We start from the raw sequence: 14,681 nt of genomic DNA on the forward strand, positions 1-14,681 counted from the left end.
CCCCTATGTATACCGACACAAGTCAGTTGTTTTCCGTAAACGCCGCCACGACCGAGCGGATGGGCGACCAACAGCCCACGGCAATTGAGCTGCTGCATCGCTATGGCGCCGGCTCCAGTTTTTTCTTGGGCTCTCCCGAGCGTACCCTGCTTGGTAGCGGCATCCGGGCTAGGTTAACCCGCCATCCCGGAGAGCCGACAGCCGCCGCTCTGCAACGTTTGTTCGCCGATGTCAGGCAAAAAGACGATACGCCGGCTATTGCGGTGGGCGCGCTGCCGTTTGCTCCCGAAGCCGATCCGGTATTGTTTATTCCCCAGCAAATGGCAACGGCGGGCCGCCTCACGCGCCACGCAATAGCCAGGACGAAAGCGACCATACGCAGTTCTGTAACTCAAGAGCGGCCAACACCGGCGGTCTATGCCCAACAGGTGCAACAAGCGTTGGACTTGATACGGCAATCAGCCTTAAAAAAAGTCGTGCTGTCCCGAATGCTGGAAGTGGTGGGCGAGAGCGATGTCGATCAGGCCGGCGTGTTACGCAATCTGGCGGCGCGCAATGCAGCCGGTTACACCTTTGCCGTCGATTTGCCCACTGTATCGGGAGGTGTCCGCCGCTTGATAGGTGCCAGTCCTGAACTATTGTTGCGGCGCAAAGGCACACAGGTATTGGCCAATCCAATTGCCGGTACCGAACCGCGCAGCATCGACCCTGGCGAGGATCTGGCGCGATCCCGCCGCTTGTTGCACTCTGCCAAGGACCGCCACGAACACGCGCTAGTGGTGGCTGCCGTAGCGGACACCTTGCGGCCCTATTGCCGCACCCTAGAGGTGCCGCCGGTTCCGGAGTTGATTGCGACGCCCCGCGTCTGGCATCTTTCCACTCGGATCTGCGGACAATTAAGCCACTATGCCCCCAGCTCCTTTGACTTGGCCATAGCCTTGCACCCGACACCGGCCGTATGCGGCGAACCACGCGATCTGGCTCGCCAAGCCATTGAGCAATTGGAAGACTTTGATCGCGGCCTGTTCACCGGCCTGGTGGGCTGGTGCGACGCCAACGGCGACGGTGAATGGGCAGTGACGATACGTTGCGCGGAAATCGAAGCCAATCGCGCCAAGCTATTCGCCGGCGCCGGCATCGTCGCGGATTCCGAACCTTGGCGGGAAGTGGCCGAAACCTCGGCCAAATTTCGCACCTTGCTGGACGCACTGCAGGGGGATGGCGTATGACGGCATCCGATTTCACGCCGTGGCCGGACGAGTTGGTCAGGTCCTATCGCGAACAGGGTTGGTGGCAAAACCAAACCTTGGGCGCTTTGTTACGCGAATCGGCGCAGCGCTACGGTGAACGTATCGCATTGGTCTGCGGCGCGCGGCGCTGGTCGTACCGCGAGCTCGACGAACGGGCCGATCAGTTGGCGACCGGGTTTGCGCAATTGGGTTTGCGCACCGGCGAACGTGTAGTGGTGCAATTACCCAACATCGCCGAGTTTTTTGCGGTGTGTTTTGGCTGTTTTCGCCTCGGTCTGATCCCGGTGCTGGCGCTGCCTGGGCATCGTCGCGCCGAAATCGCCGCGTTCTGCCAGCTGGCCGAAGCCGCCGCCTACGTGATACCGGATCGCCACGACGGATACGATTACCGCTTGCTAGCGCGGGAAACACTGGCATTGGCACCGTGTTTGCGCCACGTGATCGTGGCCGGCGCGGCGGAGGAATTCGTACCTTTGCAAAGCCTTTATGTGAAGCCGTTGGCGCTGCCGGACCAGGACCCAGCAGCGGTAGCGCTGTTACAACTTTCCGGCGGCAGTACCGGAACGCCCAAGCTGATTCCGCGCACGCACGACGATTATCTTTACAGTGTCAGGACCAGTGTGGATATTTGCGGTTTCGACGCCGCTACCGTGTATCTGGCGGCCTTGCCAGTCGCACACAACTTTCCGTTAAGTTCGCCCGGCACGCTGGGCACCTTATATTCCGGTGGCCGCATCGTGTTGTTGACTCGACCAGAGCCGGACGCAGCTTTTATGCTGATCGCCGCCGAAGCGGTCAGCCATGTAGCATTGGTGCCGTCGCTGCTTTTGGCGTGGCTGGAGCGCGCTACAAGTCTGCGTCCTCCGCTTGGCAGTCTGCGCCTGGTCCAGGTGGGCGGCGCCAGTCTGGCAGCGGAAGTCGCCGCCCGCATTAAACCGGTGTTCGGTTGCGCACTGCAGCAGGTATTTGGCATGGCCGAGGGTTTGGTCACTTACACTCGGCTGGACGACGATCCCGATGTCATTCTGGAAACCCAGGGCCGGCCTATGTCGCCCGGCGACGAGATCCGCATAGTCGACGACGAGGACCGAGTGCTGGCCGACGGCGAGACCGGCCATCTGCTGACCCGCGGTCCCTATACCATTCGAGGCTATTGGCGCGCCGACGAGCATAACCGCAAGGCATTTACCGTGGACGGTTTTTATCGTACCGGCGATTTGGTCAGGCGCCGCGCCGATGGCAGTTTACAGGTGATGGGCCGGAGCAAAGATCAAATCAACCGTGCGGGCGAAAAGATTGCCGCCGCAGAAGTGGAGCAGCATTTGCTCAGCCATCCGCGCGTACGCAACGCGGCGCTGGTGGCTATACCGGACGCACGCCTGGGCGAACGCAGTTACGCCTTCGTCGAATTGGCCGAGCCGGACTCGGAGGAAGCGCCGGCGCGAATCGCTCTAGGGCTGAAATTGCACTTACGCGATCACTGCGGACTGGCCGCACATAAAATTCCCGACCGAATCGAATTCATTGACCGCTTACCGCTTACCGCGCCAGGCAAAATTGCGAAACCGCAGCTGCGGGCGCTGGCGCTTAACCTGACACGAACACCGACATGAGCATACCCCGCATCCCGCCATACGACCTTCCAGAACAACTACCCACCGGAAAAGCGAACTGGCGCTTGGACCCAAGCCGTGCCGTATTACTCGTGCACGACATGCAACAGTATTTTCTGAATTTTTTCGAACCATCCCAGCCGCCGATCCCGGCGCTGCTGCGCAATTGCACCGACCTGATCGCCGCCTGCCGCTCTGCCGGCATGCCGGTTATGTACACGGCGCAACGCGGCGGACAGGCGCCGACCGAGCGCGGGCTGCTCAACGATTTTTGGGGGCCCGGCTTAGCGAACGATCCGGCGCTGGAACGTATTGTCGATGCTGTTGCACCCAACCCGGAAGACACGGTGTTCCCGAAAGCGCGCTACAGCGCTTTCAAGCGCAGCGACCTGGAGACGCACCTGCGCGCGCTGGGGCGCGATCAGCTGGTGATTTGCGGCGTCTATGCCCATATTGGCTGTCTGATGACGGCTGCGGAAGCCTTCATGCTGGATATCCAAGCCTTTTTGGTTGGCGATGCGCTGGCCGATTTTTCACGCGAAGAGCACGAACAAGCCTTGCGCTATGCCGCCGGGCGTTGCGCATGCGTTCTCAGCAGCCGCGATGCAATGGTCGCTTTGGAATCGCTTAGTCCCAGCCTGGACGCATTACGTCGCGAAATTGCGGAAGCGATGGCAATCAACCCGGCTCTATTGGGCGATGACGACGATCTATTGCTGATGGGCTTGGATTCGCTGGCGCTGATGACATTGATGCAGCGTTGGCGCCAACGCGGATTCGCTGCCGAGTTCGCAGAGTTGGCGCCGTTGCCGACACTGAGAGCCTGGCACGCTTTGTGGCAAGACTCTGCCGCCGCGAAGGCAGACAGACGATGATACGCGATCAACCCGGTCTGCCCTTAACCCAAGCACAGACAGGTGTCCTGCTTGGCCAACAACTCGCCGGCGAAGCCAGCGTCTTTTATGCCGCCGAATACACCGAACTAGACGGCCCACTCGATTACGAATTGTTTACACAAGCCCTGCAGGCCACGTTGCGCGAAGCTGACGCGCTGCAGGTCCGCATCGTCGAGATGGACGGGACTTATCGGCAGCAGCGCGTCGAGCATAGCCCGCCGACTTTGGCGGTAGCGCCCGCCGAACAGCTTAGCCAGACGGCATTCATGGCCGAACTGTTCGTGCAACTACAACAAGCCTTCAATCCCGCCGCCGGCTATCTTTATGAGCATAAGCTCTATCGCCGGGGGGCTGAGCGCCACGTCTGGCTACATCGCGCGCACCACCTACTGCTGGACGGCTACGGCTTCCAGCTCATTGCACGGCGAGTTGCCGTTTACTACGAGGCGCTGCTATCCGGCAAGCCTTTGGCAGCGGCTGCTTTTGGCACCCTGGACGCCATTTTGGAAGCCGATCAGGCCTATCAGAATTCGTTTGATCGTGAGGACGACCGCCGATATTGGCTCGCCGAACTAGCCGGGTTGCAACCCAAGTCCCTGTCACCCCATCCCACGCCCGGAATCGGCCGCGGCCGCCGAATCGGAGGGGCCTTGCCGGACGCAGTGTGTCTAAGCCTTAAGCGCCGTGCGCTGGAGCTGGATTTGAGTTGGCCGGAGTTATTGATTGCCGGTTTTGCCGGCTATTTGGCCCGATACGGTTACGGTCGCGACACGGTACTCGGCCTGACTACGATGCTTCGCGCGTCGGGGGCGGTTGCCCGCACTCCGTGCAGCGCCATGAACGTCATGCCCTTGCCGCTCCGGCAGGTCGAAGAACTGGATCTAGCCAATGCGGCTCGCCGCCTGCGCCGGGATTTAGCCCGACATAGACCACATCAACGTTACCGTTTCGAGCATTTGGAATTCGATCTGGAAGATGCCGGTTATCCGCGCGGCCTACTGGGCACCGAAATCAATGTCATGCCGTTCGAGCCACCGTCGCGTTTCGGACCCTGCCGAGCCCTCACTCATACCTTGGCGGCGGGGCCGGTGGAAGATCTGGCTGCGGTGTTCATGGCCCGAGGCGATGCTATTGTCCTTGATCTGGATGGGCGCGAGGAAAATTACGACGAGCCAACGTTGCGCAAACATTGGCTCGGCATAACCGATTATCTGGCGCAAGCGTTGGAGTCGTCTTAGTCGTCAGGCCCCGCTCGCATAACCCAAATTTAGCCTTATACTCCGGCCTCACCGAATTTACTGGGCTTGGCTATGGCTGCATTCATGCTTGATAGCGACTACGTCATAGCCTAATTGCAAGCCGCTGCGGCCGTTGAGCTGCGCATGGATGCCCGCCACGATAGACAACGCAATTTCTTCCGGCGTTTGCGCGCCGATGTCCAAACCGACCGGACCGAATACCCGTTCGGCCATCAGCGCGGCATCGTCGCCCAGGCTTTGCAGTAATCGTTGTTTGCGATGCGCCGGACCCAGCAGACCGATAAACGCCGCCCGACACTGGACGATGGCTTGCAAGTAGCGTTGGTCGTATTCGACGTTATGGGTCATCAGCATAATGGCATTGAAGCGATTTAAATCCAGTTGGGACGCGACCTGATCCGGTATCAGATGCAATAATTGATCGGCTAAAGGAAAACGCTCTGGTTTGATATGCGCGGGCCGGTGATCGACTAAGGTCACGCGCCACCCCAGGGATTTGGCGCAATTCACCAGCGGTATCGCGTCGGCACCGGCACCGAATATCAGCAACTGCCAAGGCGGTTGCACCGGGTCGTAAAAGACTTTGATGTCCTGGCCGTCAAGTAGATGGGTTTCGATACGCGGTTTTTGCTGCAAGGCCGTTTGCAGCGCCGCCGTGGCAAAGGGAAACGGCGCGCTAGGTAAAATTGGCTGCTCGCCGACGATGGCCGCAGGCAAAAACTGGCTGCGCCCTGCCGGGAAATCCGCATGCTCGGACTCGAACACCGTAACCAATACCCCATGCGCTTGAGCTTCGGCGGCTTCCAGCAACTGACTCAATGGACTGAAACCCTGCTCGGCTTTTAATAATTGCAGCAACACCCTAACCGCGCCGTTACAACCCAGGCCCAAACCCCAAATCGCGTCTTCCCCGGAACGCATATCGTAAAACAAGGTTTTGGCATGGCCGGTTTCGAACACCGATCCGGCCTGCTCCACCAAATCCCGTTCGAAACAACCGCCGCCCAGCAAACCGACCAACTCCCCGGTTTGGGTAATCAACATCCGCGCCCCGGCCTTTTGGTAAGTCGAGCCAAAGGTTTCGATGATGGTCGCCAGCACGCTGTCGGCGCCGTCGTGTTGCAATTGCCGGTAGGCTTCGAGCAGATGATTGATGTTATTGGCCATGATTTACTCGCTTGCAGGTGTGCCGGCGATTGTACTAGCCATATCAACTCCAGCTCAAATCGGTACGCAATAACGGCAATTGCCGGACCCGCACACCGGTAGCGGCGAAGATCGCATTGCACACTGCCGGCGCCAATGGCGGCAGTGCTGGTTCACCCAGACCGGTGACCGGATAGTCGGTTTTCAGAAAATGCACATCCACCCGCATCGGCGTATCGGCAATACGGATCATCGGATATTCGCCGAAATTGCTTTGTACGATCCGGCCTTTTTCGATATTCAACTCCTGAAACATCAAGGCTCCCAGACCATCAATGACCGAGCCCTGCACCTGGTTTTCCGCACCACTGAGATTGACGATCTGCGCGCCGATGTCGGTAGCCACCACGACTCTATCCACTTTAAGCTTGCCGTCTTTGGAGACCGTAACTTCCGCAACCTGGGCGATGTAACCCAGATGGCTGAAATGAAAGGCTATGCCCTGCCCTTGGCCGCGCGGGAAAGTTTTCTTGCCCCACTCGGATTTTTCCGCGACGTGCTGCAATACATGCTTCATCCGATTCACATCGTACGGGATGCCTTGCTGGCCGGTGCCGGGAATAAAGCCCTTATCGCCCAGGATTTCCAAGCGAAACTGCAAGGGATCGCGGCCGGCGGCATGCGCCAGTTCGTCGATAAAACTATGAAACACCCAAGCGAACACATTACTGCGGGGCGCCCGCCATGGCCCCATCGGGATATTGCATTCCAACGGCGTTTGTTCCAGCAGACAGTTTTCCACCCAGCGTCCCGGAAATTCGTCGCCGGACAGGTTGGCGCCGCTGCCCAGTTCCAGGGTTTCCTTGCCGTCCTTCACCACTTTATGCGCAAAGGTGACGAAATGGTTATGCCAGGCAATCAGCTTGCCTTTATCGTCCAGGCCGCCTTTTAAAAAGTGAAAGCCACCGGCGCGGAATTGGTCGTGTTGCAGATCGTCTTCGCGAGTCCAGGTCAGTTTGACCGGTACGCCGACTTGCTTGGCAATCGCCGCCGATTCGATGATGTAATCTGGAATCAAACGCCGGCCAAAACCGCCGCCGCTACGGGTGATATGTAGCGTAATTTTCTCTTTCGGAATCCCCAAGGTTTCGGTGACGATCTTCTGCCCGGCTTCCGGGTTTTGCGTCGGCGCCCAAATCTCGATGCCACCGTCCTTGAACCAGGCCGTACAATTTTGCGGCTCGATGCTGGCGTGGGAGATAAACGGATAGCTGTAGGCCGCTTCCACGGTTTTGTCCGCGTCTTCCAATGCTTGCTTGGCATTGCCGTCGTTACGCAACACCTCGCTGCCGGCCTGCTCGGATAATTCCTTGGCCTTGGCGCTAAAGCCGGCCCAACTTTGCGCGGCCGCCGGGCCTTCGTCCCACACTACTTCTAGTTGCTTACGGGCGGTGAACGCCGCCCAGGTGGAGTCGGCGACAATCGCCACACCCGGTAACAAGCCTTTTAAGCTGTTTCCGCCCTCAACGACAAAGGCATGTTTTACGCCGGGGAGTGTTTTGATTTTATCCAGGTTGGCGCTGACCACCTTGCCGCCAAAAGCCGGACATTTTTGATAGGTCGCATACAACATACCGGGCAATTGCACATCTATGCCGAATAAAGGCTTACCGGAGACAACGGCCGGATTATCCACGCCGCCGATTCGGGTACCCAGTAATTTATAGTCTTTAGGGTCTTTCAACTTCACCGATTCCGGCGCAGGCACCGGAATCGACACCGCCTTTTCCACCAACTGCCCATAAATAAGCTGCCTACCGCTCGCCGGATGATGTACGGCGCTATCTTTGGCGAACAATTCTGTGTCGGGCACCCGCAGGATTTCGGCAGCCGCCAAGATCAGCATCGTCCGCGCCGTTGCGCCGAGTTTATGAAACTCCTGATAATTGGTCGGCGTGGAGCGGGAACCGCCGGCGCTTTGGCTACCGTAAATTGGATCTAAATCGCCCTGCACGATTTGCACATCCAGCCAATTAACCTCAAGTTCTTCGGCAATGATCATCGGCAAGGAGGTCTTGATGCCCTGGCCTATTTCCGGCTGCTTGCTGATCAAGGTCACCTTGCCGGTCGGGGCAATGTGAATAAAGGCATTGGGTTTAAACACGCTGCTTTCCGCAATGGTGGCCGGCTTGGCAACCCGCTTGGCGGCGCTATCGGCCACATTCAGATAAAAACCCAACACCAAGCCGCCGCCGGCCAGCGTGGACTTGCGCAAAAAATCGCGGCGGCTGGCATTTTCCAATTCGTATTCGTTCATATCGACTCCTTGACACCGAGTTCAGCGGCACGGTGAATGCCGGCACGTATCCTTAAATAAGTCCCGCAACGACAGAGATTGCCGGCAAGTTCGACATCGATCTCGGCGTCGGTCGGACGGGGATTTTTTTTCAGCAGCGCGGCGGCGGTCATGATCTGCCCGGCCTGACAATACCCGCATTGCGGCACATCCAGCTCTTGCCAGACTTTTTGCAAGGGGTGTTCACCAGTCGGATGTAGGCCTTCTATCGTGGTGACCCGGCTTTGGCCGATTTTTGAAATCGGCGTCAGACAAGCCCGAGTCGGCTGGCCGTCGATATGCACGGTACAGGCACCACACTGGCCTATCCCGCAACCAAATTTGGTACCGACTAGATTGAGATGGTCGCGCAGCACCCACAACAAGGGCGTGTCGGGATTAACATCCACGGTGTGTTGTGTCCCGTTGACGTTGACTGTGTATTTGCTCATAAAAATTGATGATTGGATGGTTGTAATTATCTGGCGCGCATTCGTAGCAACCCACAGATAAGCAAAATTCGCACCTATATAGGATTGGCATACACCTTACACACAAAGACCATGTAAACAGTTGAATCCCAAGCCATTTATTAGCAAATTCGAGTCTTTAAAAGAACACAAGTCACTTATCACAATCAGACTTACCCTCTCAGGAGCCAGGAAATAGCTGATATATCAACACCAAGTCAGCAACTTTTGCTGACAGGCAAACACCTAAACTACCTATAAATCAGCATTTTTTCTTTGCAAACAACAAGTTGAAAACTGGCATATAAATTGAGTAAGTAATTTGGCGATACAGCAGATATTGGATTATCTCGTATTGTTAAAACCGCTATATTCTTAAGTTTATTCAGACCTACAAATCATAAATAAACTATTGAGGTATTACTCGGTTTTAAATAGTAAATTAACTAACCATTTCCCAGGGGGATATTATGAAAACGACCGTAGCATTGATTACCAGCGCCTTATTAATTGCCAGCAGCGGCGTATTTGCCGAGGAACATGCTGCCGAATCCTTAAAACATGCCGAGCATGCCGTAACCCACGGCAAAGCCGGCCATGCGGATCAATTGGTGGAGCATGCGGAAAAAGCCCTGGCTCACGTCGATAAAGCGGAAAGCGCCGCCACCGGAGAAGCCAAAGCACACATCAGCGCAGGTAAAAAATCACTGGAAGAAACCATTGCGCACGGCAAACAAAACCATGCCGAAGTAGCCACCAAACATGCCGAAGAAGCCGTAGGCCACTTCAAGGCAGGTAATGTTTAAACTACCGTAACGCAATATATAACAGACAAAACGCAACTAATCGGCTATTGCGGATAAATACCGAAGTAGCCGATTATAAATATTCATTATTTCAAAAATATTACTTACATTTTTTTCAAAAAAGGGACTACTTAAAATGGCAAAAATTACCAATTTGCGGGTTGGAGAATCCTTGGTCGGCGAAGGCAATGAAATCGCTCATATCGATTTAATTATCGGCCCACGCGGCTCAGCGGCGGAAACCGCTTTCGCGAATGCATTAACCAATAACAAAGACGGCTTTTCCACTTTATTGGCGGTGGTAGCGCCCAACTTGCTGGTGAAACCCGCCACGATCTTGTTCAACAAAGTCACGATCAAAGGCTCGAAACAAGCCGTGCAAATTTTTGGACCGGCACAACGCGCGGTAGCCATTGCGGTGGCGGAATCGGTGGAAGAAGGCATTATTCCCGCCGACGAAGCCGACGATTTGTTTATTTCCGTGGGCGTATTCATTCACTGGCTGGCTGAAGACGACGCCAAAATCGAAGAATACAACTACAAAGCCACCAAGGAAGCGATTGCCCGTGCTGTCGCCGGTTTTCCAAGTGCTCAGGAAGTGATTGCCGCGAAGCAGGATGCCAAACATCCTTTCGCAGCCAATAAGGTATAAGGCGGGTAATGACGGCGATCAGCGGCTTTCTGGGGTTAGCAATACCCAGGCTTCGGTTATGCATAGTCAAGTCGCCAGCGAACGTTAACATGCCTGTAATTCAACCAAGCTAGGGTGCAAGTGTGCTAATTGTCTATCGCGTCATCCTCGGCATCATTCTGGTTTTAGGGATGCCATGCACCCAAGCCAACCCCAGTCCGGAAGCTGCCACGGATCAGGTAAGCGCCAGCCTGATTGCTTCGCATACTGCCGTGCATCCTGGTGATGAGATCTTGATTGGCGTGCACCAGCAGATTATTCCGCATTGGCACACTTACTGGAAAAATCCTGGCGACTCAGGCCTACCAACCAAAATTCAATACCAACTACCAGCCGGCTGGTCGGTGGGCGAGATCCAATGGCCTACGCCCAGCAAAATCGTACTGGGGCCGGTCGTCAATTACGGCTATCACGACGCGGTCACCCTACTCTCGCCGCTGCGGGTAGCCGAGAACGCGGAACCTGGTACAGAATGGCCCATCTCAGCAAAGGCGAAATGGTTGGTTTGCGAGGAAGCCTGCATTCCCCAAGAGGTGGAATTAGCAATACAGTTGCCGGTGGTCGCCAAGGGCGTAGCGGTCGGCCCAACCCATCCTTTGATCGCAGCTGCCCAAAATTCATTACCTGGTGTATTACCCTGGCAAGCCAGCTTGCTTGAAGGTCCGGCCGGCACGCTCCGGTTACACCTGACTGGCGAGCAACTACCTGCGCCAGACCAGCACGCGCTGGCCTTCTACCCCGACCAATGGGGACCGATTTCCCATGCTGGCGAGCAAATAACAAGCTTAGCCGACGATGGCCTGGACATCCGCTTGCCATCCGGCGACCAGCTATTATCCCCCGGACAAACACTGACCGGCGTGCTGACGGTCGCTAGCGGCGACAGTTTGCGCGCTTATCAGATCAGCGCGGCGTGGCCTGGCACGGCAAATCCCGTCCAGGCTGAGCCGGCCAGCGCCTTGGCCGAGCAAACCTTGCCAACCGCCCTGTTACTGGCCTTGGCCGGTGGTTTGATATTGAATCTAATGCCTTGTGTATTTCCGGTATTGTCGTTAAAAGCCTTGGCATTAATAGAACAAGCCGCTCACGATCCCGGTAAAACTCGCAGACACGGTTGGGCTTATCTGGCCGGGATATTGATTAGTTTCACCGCATTGGCCGCTGTGTTGGTCGCGCTGAAGGCCGGTGGCGCCGGCATTGGCTGGGGTTTCCAGTTTCAGTCGCCGTGGTTCGTCACGATACTGGCCTACTTGATATTTGCGGTGGGCTTAAGCTTATCCGGAGTCTTCAATATCGGCACCGGCATCACCGGCTTGGGCCATAAGCTGGCCACTCTGGATGGTTATGCCGGCAGTTTTTTCACCGGCGTGTTGGCCGCAGTCGTGGCCACCCCCTGCACCGCCCCCTTCATGGGCGCAGCCATTGGCTTTGCCATCACCCAAGCACCGGCAACAATGATCGCCGTATTCCTGAGTTTAGGCATCGGATTAGCCCTGCCTTACTGGCTGCTTTGTCAGTGGCCGATACTTCAGCGCTGGCTACCCAAACCCGGGGCATGGATGGAAACCCTGAAACAAGGGCTAGCTTTTCCAATGTACGCCACCGCCGCTTGGCTGATTTGGGTGCTTGCCCGTCAGGCCGGCCCGGAAGCAGTTGCCGGTACCTTGGGCGGCTGTGTGTTGGTTGCCCTCGCTGTCTGGTTATTGCAAATTAGCCGAAACGCCACCCAAATAAAGCGCCGCGTCATCCACACCAGCGCCGGCGTAACTTTACTGCTGGCCTTGCTGGCGGGCGAACTAGGCATCCAAACCTCGTCGCAAGCAAGCTATGCAACGGACAGCAACAATCAACACTGGCAAGCCTACAGCGCTGAAAAACTAGCCCAATTGCGCAGCGAAGGCAAACCGGTGTTCGTTAATTTCACCGCCGACTGGTGTATCACCTGTTTGGTTAATGAACGTGTTGCCTTGAGTAGCGAATCGGTTCGCGGCGCGTTTCTCAAAGCCGAGGTGACTTACCTGAAAGGCGACTGGACCAACCGTGATGCGGGTATCGCCAAGGTATTGAGCCAATTTGGTCGCAGCGGCGTGCCCTTGTATTTGTATTTCGGACCGGGAGCGCAGGAGGCGATGGTATTACCGCAAATCCTGACCCCTGATCTCGTTATCGGCGCCATTCAAAGCGCCCGTCTTTAACCATCAGCAATGGAGTATTTATGATTTCTCAGCGTTTGTTCGGATTGATGACCGTTAGTTTAATGCTATTAATGCCGGCCCTTGCCAAAGCAGAGCCGGTGGTAGGCCAGCCGGCACCGGCGTTTTCGGCGGCGGCAGCAGAAGGCGGCGCTTTGAGTTTGGCGGCGCTGCGCGGCAAAACCGTGATTCTGGAATGGACCAATGCCGACTGTCCGTTTGTGCAAAAACATTACCAATCCGGCAATATTCCCAATTTACAAAAACAGGCCAAAAACCAAAACATTGTTTGGTTGCAAGTCATTTCTTCCGCGCCCGGCAAACAAGGCTTTGTCGACGCGGCAACCGCAAAAAAACTCAATCAAGAGCGTAACGCCACACCCGCCAACACCCTGTTCGATGCGGACGGTGCCGTGGGTAAATTGTACGGTGCCACCAATACCCCGCATTTGTTCATCATCGATCCCAATGGCGTTCTGCTTTACAAAGGCGGCATAGACAGCATTGCCTCGGCAGACCAGGCCGACATCGCGACGGCTGAAAATTATATTTCTTCAGCACTAAAAGAACTGGCGGCCGGTAAACCCATCAGCAAAGCCGTGACCAAACCTTACGGCTGTACCGTCAAATATGCCGGTTAATGCCTGCAGTAGCTGAAATTAGCTTTCATGAGTGGGACAGTGACGCAAAACCTTGTGTCGCTGTCCTAGTCACCGCCTTATGAGCAGATTGCTGTTCGCCATGCTGATGCTGTTATCAGCTTGCGCTCCCCAAGAATATTTCCGTACCAATATCAGTGTAAAACCTTGTCTAGCCAATGCCGGTGCGGATTGCAGCGCCGCCAATTTAGTCGTCAACCCGCAAGATGGTTACACCTTGGGTTTCGTGGAATTCGACGACGACGGCCGTTTCTACGATCAACGCCAAGCCGACGCATTGCTGAATAACTTACAAGCCAGTCAACAGCCGCAATATGTGGTGCTTTATACCCACGGCTGGCACCACAATGCCAAGGACAGCGATAACAACGTCCGCCGTTTCAAGGAAAGTTTGCGCGACATCAAACTGCGTAACCCACATTACCGGGTAGTCGGCATCTACTTGGGGTGGCGCGGCGAAACGGTGGAAACGCCCTGGCTGCGGGCTTTGACCTTTTGGGAGCGGCGGTCGGTAAGCGAACGCCTAGGACAAAAGCAATTTCTAGATTTCTTGTTAAATGTCGAAGCTGTCGTCAAACACGACGCCAATCCGGATAACCGCTTGCTCACAATAGGCCACAGTCTGGGCGCGTCCGTGATGTTAAACGCCTTGCAACCGGTCTGGTTGCAACGCCTGCAACAGGAACGCGGCGACCAAGCCCGCTTCGGCGATCTGGTGTTGTTGGTTAATCCGGCTATCGAAGCCAGACGCTTTGCCGATCTGCGCACCGCGGTTCGTCGAGTCGCGGCAACGAATCGCCTTGCGCATGCCAACCCGCTGGTAGTGGTTGCCAGTTCGGAAGCCGATACCATCACCAAGAACATGTTTACCTATAGCCGGGCCGTGCCGGCCTGGTTCGAGTCGGTATTGGACCCGATTGAGCAGGTGGACATACCGGGCGCTTCGCAATGGGATTTGGCCGCCACCGCCGTTGGGCATTATCGCGGTTTTATCACCCATCGTTTGGAAGCGATAGATCCCGCACTGAAAACTCAAACCTGTCATCTCGATTCTGCCATAGCATCGAAGCCGACTGGATCAGACCGCAATATCGCTAGCGCTGCGGTGTTGCGAGTGGCGGACGGCTTGCAATTGCGTCCGGTAAAGGAGGCGTGGATGGCCGACCCATTATGGGTGGTGCAGACCGACAGATTTGTGCTGCCGAATCACGGTTTCATGGCACAAAAGCCGTTCTGGTGTTTTATCGAAGCTGCTTTGAGTCTTGCCGCCAGTCATGGATGAAGCGCATGTATTTAGAAATCTCGCCGACACCCTGATTTTGAACCGGATTAAACGATTCTAGGCCCATGTTTTCTCTTGTCGG

Annotated in this window: 12 protein-coding genes; 9 read left to right on the plus strand and 3 right to left on the minus strand. The window is 56.1% G+C overall.

What is annotated here, in order from left to right; genetic code table 11:
* The first annotated feature begins 5 nt into the window (after nucleotides 1-5).
* From JWZ98_RS12515 to JWZ98_RS12530, 4 genes are read left to right on the plus strand one after another with little or no spacing between them, the layout of a single operon-like run.
* A complete protein-coding gene (locus JWZ98_RS12515) occupies nucleotides 6-1,229 on the plus strand; it encodes an isochorismate synthase (protein WP_205450304.1) in 1,224 nt (407 codons plus the stop codon).
* Nucleotides 1,226-2,863, plus strand: coding sequence for an AMP-binding protein (locus JWZ98_RS12520; protein ID WP_101053345.1), 1,638 nt, complete (start codon nucleotides 1,226-1,228; stop codon nucleotides 2,861-2,863). The genes JWZ98_RS12515 and JWZ98_RS12520 overlap by 4 nt, the downstream gene beginning before the upstream one ends.
* Entirely contained in the window at nucleotides 2,860-3,738 is an 879-nt protein-coding gene (locus JWZ98_RS12525; protein WP_033156349.1) for an isochorismatase family protein, read from the plus strand. The genes JWZ98_RS12520 and JWZ98_RS12525 overlap by 4 nt, the downstream gene beginning before the upstream one ends.
* The gene (locus JWZ98_RS12530) at nucleotides 3,735-4,997 is read left to right on the plus strand and encodes a condensation domain-containing protein (protein ID WP_033156350.1); all 1,263 of its coding nucleotides are present in this window, start codon (nucleotides 3,735-3,737) and stop codon (nucleotides 4,995-4,997) included. The genes JWZ98_RS12525 and JWZ98_RS12530 overlap by 4 nt, the downstream gene beginning before the upstream one ends.
* Before the next feature lie 57 nt (nucleotides 4,998-5,054).
* Here the strand turns inward: JWZ98_RS12530 and JWZ98_RS12535 are convergent, their stop codons facing one another.
* The 3 genes from JWZ98_RS12535 to JWZ98_RS12545 are packed head-to-tail and all read right to left on the minus strand — an operon-like array spanning nucleotide 5,055 to nucleotide 8,951.
* Nucleotides 5,055-6,185 carry an XdhC/CoxI family protein gene (locus JWZ98_RS12535; protein ID WP_205450305.1) on the minus strand — a complete coding sequence of 377 codons (1,131 nt, stop codon included), beginning with the start codon at nucleotides 6,183-6,185 and terminating at the stop codon, nucleotides 5,055-5,057.
* Nucleotides 6,186-6,228: 43 nt separating this feature from the next.
* A complete protein-coding gene (locus JWZ98_RS12540) occupies nucleotides 6,229-8,481 on the minus strand; it encodes a molybdopterin cofactor-binding domain-containing protein (RefSeq protein ID WP_033156352.1) in 2,253 nt (750 codons plus the stop codon).
* Nucleotides 8,478-8,951, minus strand: coding sequence for a (2Fe-2S)-binding protein (locus JWZ98_RS12545; RefSeq protein ID WP_033156353.1), 474 nt, complete (start codon nucleotides 8,949-8,951; stop codon nucleotides 8,478-8,480). Before JWZ98_RS12545 ends, JWZ98_RS12540 begins: the two co-directional genes overlap by 4 nt.
* Before the next feature lie 488 nt (nucleotides 8,952-9,439).
* On the opposite strand from JWZ98_RS12545, the gene smbP reads away from it, so the two are divergent.
* The 5 genes from smbP (at nucleotide 9,440) to JWZ98_RS12570 (ending at nucleotide 14,599) form a co-directional block, all read left to right on the plus strand.
* On the plus strand, nucleotides 9,440-9,775 hold the full coding sequence (gene smbP, locus JWZ98_RS12550; RefSeq protein WP_033156354.1) for a small metal-binding protein SmbP: 336 nt from the start codon (nucleotides 9,440-9,442) through the stop codon (nucleotides 9,773-9,775).
* A 136-nt stretch (nucleotides 9,776-9,911) separates the two neighbouring features.
* On the plus strand, nucleotides 9,912-10,427 hold the full coding sequence (gene fae / locus JWZ98_RS12555) for a formaldehyde-activating enzyme (protein ID WP_033156355.1): 516 nt from the start codon (nucleotides 9,912-9,914) through the stop codon (nucleotides 10,425-10,427).
* Between the two features lie 122 nt (nucleotides 10,428-10,549).
* Entirely contained in the window at nucleotides 10,550-12,661 is a 2,112-nt protein-coding gene (locus JWZ98_RS12560; RefSeq protein WP_240347972.1) for a thioredoxin family protein, read from the plus strand.
* 20 nt (nucleotides 12,662-12,681) lie between these two features.
* Nucleotides 12,682-13,299 (plus strand): redoxin domain-containing protein, encoded by a 618-nt coding sequence (locus JWZ98_RS12565; RefSeq protein WP_033156357.1) that lies wholly within the window; start codon nucleotides 12,682-12,684, stop codon nucleotides 13,297-13,299.
* Nucleotides 13,300-13,378: 79 nt separating this feature from the next.
* Nucleotides 13,379-14,599 carry a hypothetical protein gene (locus tag JWZ98_RS12570; protein ID WP_033156358.1) on the plus strand — a complete coding sequence of 407 codons (1,221 nt, stop codon included), beginning with the start codon at nucleotides 13,379-13,381 and terminating at the stop codon, nucleotides 14,597-14,599.
* The last annotated feature ends 82 nt before the right edge of the window (nucleotides 14,600-14,681 follow it).

The organism is Methylomonas sp. EFPC1, from assembly GCF_016925515.1.
GTDB lineage: Bacteria > Pseudomonadota > Gammaproteobacteria > Methylococcales > Methylomonadaceae > Methylomonas > Methylomonas defluvii.